The organism is Chryseobacterium potabilaquae (genome assembly GCF_902728265.1).
GTDB lineage: Bacteria > Bacteroidota > Bacteroidia > Flavobacteriales > Weeksellaceae > Chryseobacterium > Chryseobacterium potabilaquae.
Genome location: NZ_CACVBR010000041.1, coordinates 25,361 through 34,286, shown reverse-complemented (window position 1 = coordinate 34,286; position 8,926 = coordinate 25,361). Strand labels below are relative to the sequence as shown.

Genomic DNA, 8,926 nt, shown 5'->3' with positions numbered 1-8,926 from the left:
TAGTAAATCTTCTTTGTCAATCATAACTATGTAATGGTTAAAAATAATAAAAAGTGAGTTCCGAAAAATTTCTTGAGCTGTAAGAGCTCTAAATTTTCCAGAATAACTTTTTAACTTACACAGTTAGGGAGACACTACCCTAAAGATGTTGAGATTAGTTTGTTTATTGAACTAATTAAGCAATAATTATCAATATGAATTTGAACTTTCAAAAAGAACTGTTCGGTCATTTTTTAGTTTGGGAGTTCATTCATTTCGCTTGTTCTTTTTTATTAAATTGTCTTTTCTTGGTTTGTAAATTATATAAAGTATTTTCTTCTCATCACATCCCGAAGCATTAAAAGGTTTATGTTCCTTCAGTCCCACTTAATTTTGTTGGACATTCGATTCTCCTTTATTATGTTTATAAGAAAAATCTTTTTATCCTTATTATGAAAGAAAGATTGATTTTTGGGAAAAGCATATATTTTTTATTTCACTATGAATTAATGCTATGTAAATCAATTGTTTTGGAAATTATTTCTTATAAGTTCTCTTTCAATCTCGTCTATTTTGGGTAATGGAGTAAGATAGCTTTCTCTCATATATTTCAGAAGGTGTGTATTAGTTTTATTATTTATTTTTCTAATGAAAAGTTGATTGCTGGATTTCAGAGACTCTATTAAATTGTCAATGTATTGATCTTTATTAAAAATATTTTTTTCAATGATTGCTCTTTTATCATCATTCACAATAATATCATTAAAGTTTGTGTTCATAAGTACAGTCTGAAAAAATGATTCGGCAGGTAAAAAAGTATGCAGATAATAGTCTTTAAAATCCCTTACTTTTTTATTATGAGTTATAAAAAGACATGCTTCTCTTGTGAGGATGATCCATTTCCCTCCTATATAGGGTATAATACCTTCCATAAATTCTCTTTTATGGATAAAGGAGGATATTTTATGGGTTAATTCTGTAAAATGATTTTGTATCCTCTGAAGTGTATCAGGTCTGTAAAACTTTTGATCATAGTAAAAAAGATAATTTCTTCCGTTGTTATTTGTAAGAAATTCACGGATGATATTCTGTGATTTGAGCGGGTAATCTTCTCCACTTAAATTGATAAAATAATCCCATTCTTGGCTTACATTAAGTAGATATTCTATTGCATTGAGTTCGGCCTGAATCATACCAAACCCTCCCGAGACGATATTCATACTTTCTAAAATATAGACATTGGGAAACTGTACTAAATATAGCTGGATTTCCTCTGTTATTTCTGACTTCGCTTTCCTGTCAATATGGATAAGGTAGAATTGATCCTTCGTATATATCTTCTTAAACATTTCCTTGAATACTTCGGGTTTATGATGTATCATAATAAAATAAGCAATTCTTACATATGGAATAGGAGGGGAGGTTGATGTTTGGAAATAAGGGTGTGGAAGGGGGAGTGAAGTTTGCATAGGAGTAGAGATTAAAATCATCTACTTTTAGGTAAATAATTTAGGTTATTTTCTAAAGGTATAAATATCTTTTTGATAATCAATTAATTAATTTGATGTTTATTCGAATGTTTTATTGTAACTTAGCAAAGTATTTATAAAACAGGTTTCTGCCTTTGCTATTCTGTAATAGTCTAAAATCACAATTTTTTTCTTTCAGTTATGCTTTTTCAGCTGCCCAATTATTCATCTGGTTTTGAGTATGAAAAGTCAGGCTCTAAAAGGTCATTTTATCTTAGAGTAATATTTTATTGCAGGTCGGTCAATCCTATTTCAGTGGAGATAGTTGATCGAGCATAGAGAAGGGGGATAATGAATAGAAAATTAAATTCTTTATTTGTTTATTCTTTAATATAAATTCAAATTCTATAAAAAGGGTTTGTTTACAAAATATCGGAAATCCGAAAATTTATGATGAGTTTCAAAAATTTAAATTTAATCAATCCCATTATTCGTGCTGTTACAGAAGCTGGATATTCTAAACCTACTCCAATACAGCATTTGGTAATACCCTATATTTTGGAGAGAAAAGATATTATAACATGTGCACAAACTGGGATGGGAAAAATAGCGACGTTTGTTATGCCTATTTTGCAACTGTTAAAAAAATATGCTCCTGAGCACGTAAATATACGAACTTTAATACTAACTCCCACCCGAGAATTAGCTATTCAGACTGAAGAAAATTTTGGAATTTTTAGTAAATATTTACCTATCTCTCAACTCTCTATTTTTGGTGATGCTTCAGCTGGAAGTCAGCTTGCTGCTTTAAGAAAAAGAGTGGATATTCTTGTAGCCACACCAAGTAGATTATTGGACTTAATTAACCAAAGACATATTGATCTTTCTAAAATAGAAGTACTTGTTTTGGATGAGGTAGATGTAATGATTGATATGGGATGTGTAAATGATGTGAAAAAAGTTTTAAAACTTGTTCCTAAAAAAAGGCAAACATTGTTTTTTACTGCTAGAATGTCTTCAAATATTAGAGCATTTGCAGAGACGATTGTCAATAATGCTATTGAGATTACTGTTAATCCATTGCCTTCTATAGTACAAGACGTTCAACAGCCTGTATATATGAAAAAAGGAAAAAATCTGTCGGCAAAAATCCAGATTATCTAAAATATTCAAAATTGATAGGATTTACAGAGTACCCTATCAGTTTCCATAGAAAATAAGCCTGTATAGTTTACAGGGTATAATAATATAGTTTTTAATAATAATTACAATGCAACAAGGCACAGTGAAATTTTTTAATGAAGCAAAAGGCTTCGGATTTATTTCTCCCGCGGATGGGAGTAAAGATGTATTTGTACATTCTTCAGGATTAGACACAAGAATAATTCGTGAAAATGATAAAGTAGTTTTTGATATTCAGAAAGGCGATAGAGGTTTTAATGCTATTAATGTAAAATTAATATAATTTAGAATTTTATTATACTTAAGCTAAATAATATCATTTACAATGCAGTATTATATATAATTCAATCTTTTTGGATTTTGAATATATTAGTTGAAAAAACATTGATGTAAGTTAGATTACTTCTTAGTTTTCCATTATGTTCATTACCTCTTGCTTTATGTGAGAGGTTTTAATAATTTTTTAGAAAACGAATCTTTGCATTATAATACAGTTGTCGTAGTATGCCTTAATATAGCCTAAGATTCAGTGTTAAAATAAAACTTTATCCAATAAACATACAAACCTGAGAGGGATTAAAAATAATATGATTATCATCCATAATTTTAATGAATATAAGTCTTTTGAAGGTCAGATCATAGGGACATCCCCTTGGTATTTGATAGACCAGAATCAAATAAATCTATTTGCAGATGCAACTTTAGATCATCAATGGATTCATACTGATAAACAACGGTCTGAAGATGAAGGTCCTTTTGGCTCTACAATAGCACATGGTTATTTAACACTATCATTGATTCCATTTTTATGGAAACAAATTGCCAATGTGAGAAATGTAAAAATGGAAATCAATTATGGGATTGAGAATTTTAAATTTGGGCAAGCAGTTCCTGTAAATAGTGAAGTAAGATTACAGGCTACTGTGAGATCAGTCAATGATCTTAAAGGAACAATAAAAGTAATAATTGAAGCAAGGTTGCTTATTAGGAATCAGGTAAAACCCGCCTATATTGGTGATGTAATTTTTCTTTATCAGTTTTTATAAGCGTTCTTATTGTAAGCAAGGTCAAGCTCAATAAAGCTTTTTTGTAAATCTTAATTAAATTGCATTAATGAATGAATTATCATGTCATCCGATTAGGATGAAACTTACGTATTATTTTCTTTCTGTTTATTATTTTAATATTGGAGAGTCCAACTTGTGAAAAATATCGATAAAGTCTCTTAAAAATAAAATTTAGCGGTAAAGAACTTTTGTATGAAGAAAAAAAAATATTTATGGATTTGGACATTTTTAGTTCCCATTTTAGCATGGTTATTTTACTTTGGAGGTTTAGTCTTTTCCTCAATTTTTTATTCTATAATTCTTGCACTATCCCTACTAGGTAGTGTGCTTGCGGCAGTTTATCACTCAGAAGTTATTGCACATCGCTTAGGTGAACCTTTTGGTACCCTACTCTTAGCTTTTGCTATTACGGTAATAGAAGTAGGCTTGATAATTTCTATAATGATGGGTGCTACAGGACTGGAAACTCTTACACTTGCAAGAGATACGGTTTTTGCAGCGGTTATGTTCATACTCACTGGGATTATTGGGAGTTGTATTGTTATAGGTTCCCTAAGATATAGGGAACAAACCTTTACATTGCAGGGAGTGAGTACTGCATTAATAACTCTTACTGCTATTGTAATTTTTGTGCTTATACTGCCGAATTATACAATAAGTCATCTAGGAGGCGAATATACTTCTTTGCAGTTACTTTTTATAGCTTTAATTTCTTTGGGGCTATATGTGGGTTTTACAATGATTCAGACTTTTAGACACCGGAGCTTTTTTATTTCACCGCGAAATCACCTATTGGAAATGGAATCTGTACAAACTAATCTTAAACAATTCTCAAAAAAAGAATTATTTATCAGTTGCTTGTTGTTGGTTTTATGTTTAGGGATAGTAGTTCTATTAGCAAAGCTTCTTTCAAAAGATGTTGAACGTATTGTGATCTCAATAGGCGCTCCAAAATCGGTGGTAGGGATAATTATTGCAGGTATGGTTCTTCTTCCGGAAGGTTTAGCGGCATTCAGAGCTGCAAAAAATGATCAAATCCAGACTTCATTAAATTTAGCTTTTGGTTCTGCTTTGGCAAGTATTGGATTGAGTATTCCTGCTATTGCTTTAATATCAGTAATAACAGGAATAAGAATGGTGTTAGGAATAGATATTAAATCCACAATACTTTTAGGACTGTCGCTTTTTATTATTACGGTTTCATTAGCAACTGGTAGGACTAATATAATGCAAGGGGTAGTACTTATAGGCATATTTTTAATTTATCTTTTTATTACGATCGTGCCTTAAATACCAATGTCAGCTAGGATTAAGTATAAGTTTTTCTAATGATTGAAATAAAAAGATTTTTATCAAAATGTATTGTGTTTCATAAGGAATATAATTTTTTAACTTTTAAAGTATCCTTGTTATGTAATAAACTTATTCGGAGTATTTAACAAGGCTGGGATATACTATTTTTTCTAACATATTTTTAGAAGTGACCGATATGAATGCTTATGTTAACTCAAATTTCAAAATTTAAAAAATTGCTTTGTATTTCTTTTTCCCCTAACTTTGCACAAACCTAATCTAATGAGTAAAAAGAATACAAAATACATCTTTGTGACAGGAGGTGTAACTTCATCTTTGGGGAAAGGAATCGTTTCTGCTTCTCTGGGACTTCTACTAAAATCACGTGGTTTTAATGTAACAATTCAAAAACTTGATCCTTACATTAATATTGACCCAGGAACATTGAATCCTTATGAACATGGAGAATGCTATGTAACCGAAGATGGTGCGGAGACGGATCTGGATTTAGGTCACTATGAGCGTTATCTCGATGCTCCTACTTCCCAAAATAATAATGTTACTACCGGGAAAATCTACCAAACTGTTATTGAAAAAGAAAGAAAAGGGGACTTCCTGGGGAAAACTGTTCAGGTAATTCCTCATATTACTAATGAAATTAAGCGTAGAATTAAAATATTATCTAAGCAGAACTATGATATCATTATTACTGAAATAGGTGGAACAGTGGGTGATATTGAGTCTCTACCTTACATTGAAACTGTTCGTCAGTTGAAATGGGAATTAGGAGAAAATAATTCTATGGTAATCCATTTAACACTGCTTCCTTATTTAGCATCAAGTGGAGAATTAAAAACAAAACCTTCTCAACATTCTGTTCGTCAGTTGATGGAAAGTGGGATTATGGCAGACGTATTGGTTTGCAGAACAGAACATAAAATACCAAAAGATCAGAGAGCAAAATTAGCTCAATTTTGTAATGTTCCTTTAGAGAATGTTATTGAATGTAAAGATTTGGAAACGATTTATGAAGTTCCTATGTATTTGCAAAAGCAAAACTTTGATGAGGTTGTTTTAAAAGAATTGGATCTGAAAAGTGATAAAGACGCTGATCTTAAAGAATGGAAGAGTTTTCTTAAAAAGTTTCAAAATCCAAAAAAATCTATTGAAATTGCATTGGTGGGAAAATATGTTTCTCTTCAGGATTCCTATATTTCTATTGCTGAAGCTTTCAAGCATGCCGGTGCGGGCCTCGAAACTGAGGTTAAAGTAAGATGGGTTTACAGTGGTGATATTACAGAAGAAAATATCAAGAGTACTTTAAAAGGGGTTGATGGAATTCTTATTGCACCTGGATTTGGAGATCGAGGAATCGAAGGAAAAGTGCTTACGGCAAAATATGCTAGAGAAAATAAAATTCCTATGTTGGGAATTTGCTTAGGGATGCAAATCATGACTATTGAATTTGCACGTAATGTTTTGGGGTATACTAAGGCTAACTCTATGGAGTTTGATACCTCGACGGAACATTCTGTAATTTCATTAATGGAAGAACAGAAGAATGTGGTAGATAAAGGAGGGACAATGCGTCTTGGAGCTTGGAAATGTAGTGTGAAAAGTGGTTCTAAACTTTTCGATATTTATGGAAGTAAAAATATTTCTGAAAGACATCGTCACCGATATGAATTCAATAGTGATTATTTGAATGAGTTTGAAAAGAATGGTTTCTTAGCTACGGGAACAAATCCGGAAACCGGATTGGTAGAAGCTTTAGAAATGCCTGAACATCCTTTCTATGTGGGAGTACAGTATCATCCGGAATACAAAAGTACGGTGGCAACTCCGCATCCATTATTCAAAGCTTTCATTAAGGCTTGTGAAAAGAAATAAAGTAATTTATATACTATAACGTCTTTCTAATAACTCAGGTTGATTATTTTCAGCTTGAGTTTATTATATAGTAACGTAGTAAAGCATAGAGTTTTTGATAAAAAAACAGTATTTTTGTCAGCTCAAAAAGTAGCACTTTGTGATACTTGTTTAATTTACAATTTTTAATAAAAAATAAAATGCAACAAAACAACGGACTCGATAAAAGTCAAATGATTAGTTTTGCGGTTTTATGTTTGGTTCTTTTCGGCTCCATGTTTTATTTTCAAAATAAGCAAGCTAAAGAGGAGCAATTGAAAACTCAACAACAGAAAACCGAACAGGTAAAAAATGCTGTAAAACAAACTCAGGCAAGCAATATCAATCCAAATGTAACTCCAGGTGCGATTCAAACTGCGGATCTTGCTAACAAAGAGCTGAAAATTGAATTCAGTAGCTTAGGGGGACAGGTTTCTAAAGTAGAGCTTTCAGAATACAAAGCTTATGATCATAAAACAGATAGAGCGGACCTTCCTCTTTATTTAATCAATAAAAATAATTCAAATTATGGTTTCCAGTTTAAGGATAAAACAGGAAAGGTAATTAGTACCAAAGATTTGGTTTTTGCTCCCGTTGTTAATGGAAATACCATAACCATGACAGCTAATTACAATGGAGCTGTGATTCAATTTATTTATACTTTACTAGACAAATATAGATTAGATTTTAAAGTTAGAACTCAAGGGGTATCTGCTATTACAACAGATAATAAAGCTGATTTTATTTGGGATTATAGTGTAAGAAATTTAGAAAAAGGAAGAGCACAGGAGCAATCGCATTCTGAATTTTCATATGCTTTCGATAATTATAAAAAGTATGATTATGATGGAAGAACAACTATGGAGGAAGAGAAGGAGACCCTAAACTGGATTGGAGTAAAGCAACAATTCTTTTCTTCTGTAATTGAGGCTAAAAATGGATTTACTCAAAGTAAGGGAAATCAGGAAAATATTGAAGAGGGTGAATATTTGAAAAAACTGAATTATGAAGGTTTTGTTCAAATGACAGGAAGTGAATTAAATCAAGATTTTACTTGGTATTTTATGCCTTTGGATTTGACGTTACTGAAGTCTTACGATAAAAACTTTGATGAAATTCTACCATTAGGATGGTCTTTCATTGGAGCGATGAACCGTTATTTCTTCATGCCAATGTATAATTTCATTGCAGGTTGGGGATTAACTGCAGGTTGGGTGATTTTCATAATGACGATCATTGTGAAATTGATCTTATCTCCCATCATGTATAAGCAGCATAAGCTAAGTGCAATGATGAGAGTAATTCGCCCTGAAATTGATGAGGTGAATGCAAGATTGAAGGATGCAGACCCAATGAAGAAGCAGCAAGCTACTATGGAAGTTTATAGAAAAGCGGGGGTAAATCAAATGGCAGGTTGTTTACCGGCTTTGGTTCAGATCCCGATCTTTTATGCTTTATTCCGATTCTTTCCGAACTTTATAGATTTGAGAGGGCAAGGATTTTGGTTTGCAAAAGATTTAACGGCGTATGATGATTTAATTAAATTACCATTCAAAGTTCCTTTCTTAGGAGATCATTTAAGTGTATTTGCACTTGCTTGTACTATTGTTATTTTAATTTATACGGTGATGACTTCGGGTAATATGCAACAGCCTCAACAAGAAGGAATGCCAAATATGAAGGTATTAATGTATATTTTCCCGATTACATTCTTATTCTTCCTTAATACATCAGCGTCGGGACTTTCTTGGTATTATTTTGTTTCTAATGCGATTAACATCTTAATAATCCTTGTGATTAAATATTTGATTTTGGATGAGAAAAAAATTCATGCACAGATTCAAGCCAACAAAGAAAAACCTAAAGCAGAAGGAAAATTTCAAAGACGTATGAGAGAAATGATGGAAAAAGCTCAAGAGCAACAGAGATCGCAAGAGCAACAAAGAAATAAAAAGAAATAAAATTAATTTAATATAACAAAAAAGAGAAGTAATTTATTGCTTCTCTTTTTTATTTAGAAAGATTTTA

The 8,926-nt window shown here is 31.5% G+C and carries 7 protein-coding genes; 6 read left to right on the top strand and 1 reads right to left on the bottom strand.

Annotated elements, in window-relative coordinates:
• Window positions 1–500: 500 nt before the first annotated feature.
• Complete coding sequence (locus tag CHRY9293_RS15755) at window positions 501–1,448, bottom strand: beta-1,6-N-acetylglucosaminyltransferase (protein WP_228455570.1); 948 nt, start codon at window positions 1,446–1,448, stop codon at window positions 501–503.
• 453 nt (window positions 1,449–1,901) lie between these two features.
• On the opposite strand from CHRY9293_RS15755, the gene CHRY9293_RS15750 reads away from it, so the two are divergent.
• The 6 genes from CHRY9293_RS15750 (at window position 1,902) to yidC (ending at window position 8,859) form a co-directional block, all read left to right on the top strand.
• Window positions 1,902–2,612, top strand: a complete 711-nt coding sequence (locus tag CHRY9293_RS15750; protein ID WP_228455569.1) for a DEAD/DEAH box helicase — start codon at window positions 1,902–1,904, stop codon at window positions 2,610–2,612.
• A gap of 106 nt (window positions 2,613–2,718) precedes the next feature.
• Complete coding sequence (locus CHRY9293_RS15745; protein WP_162033859.1) at window positions 2,719–2,913, top strand: cold-shock protein; 195 nt, start codon at window positions 2,719–2,721, stop codon at window positions 2,911–2,913.
• A gap of 304 nt (window positions 2,914–3,217) precedes the next feature.
• Window positions 3,218–3,676, top strand: a complete 459-nt coding sequence (locus CHRY9293_RS15740; protein WP_162033858.1) for a MaoC family dehydratase — start codon at window positions 3,218–3,220, stop codon at window positions 3,674–3,676.
• A 213-nt stretch (window positions 3,677–3,889) separates the two neighbouring features.
• Window positions 3,890–4,987: a calcium:proton antiporter gene (locus CHRY9293_RS15735; protein ID WP_162033857.1), complete on the top strand. Its 1,098-nt coding sequence runs from the start codon at window positions 3,890–3,892 to the stop codon at window positions 4,985–4,987.
• Between the two features lie 285 nt (window positions 4,988–5,272).
• Window positions 5,273–6,880 (top strand): CTP synthase, encoded by a 1,608-nt coding sequence (locus CHRY9293_RS15730; RefSeq protein ID WP_162033856.1) that lies wholly within the window; start codon window positions 5,273–5,275, stop codon window positions 6,878–6,880.
• 179 nt (window positions 6,881–7,059) lie between these two features.
• Window positions 7,060–8,859, top strand: a complete 1,800-nt coding sequence (gene yidC, locus CHRY9293_RS15725; protein ID WP_162033855.1) for a membrane protein insertase YidC — start codon at window positions 7,060–7,062, stop codon at window positions 8,857–8,859.
• Window positions 8,860–8,926 lie beyond the last annotated feature (67 nt).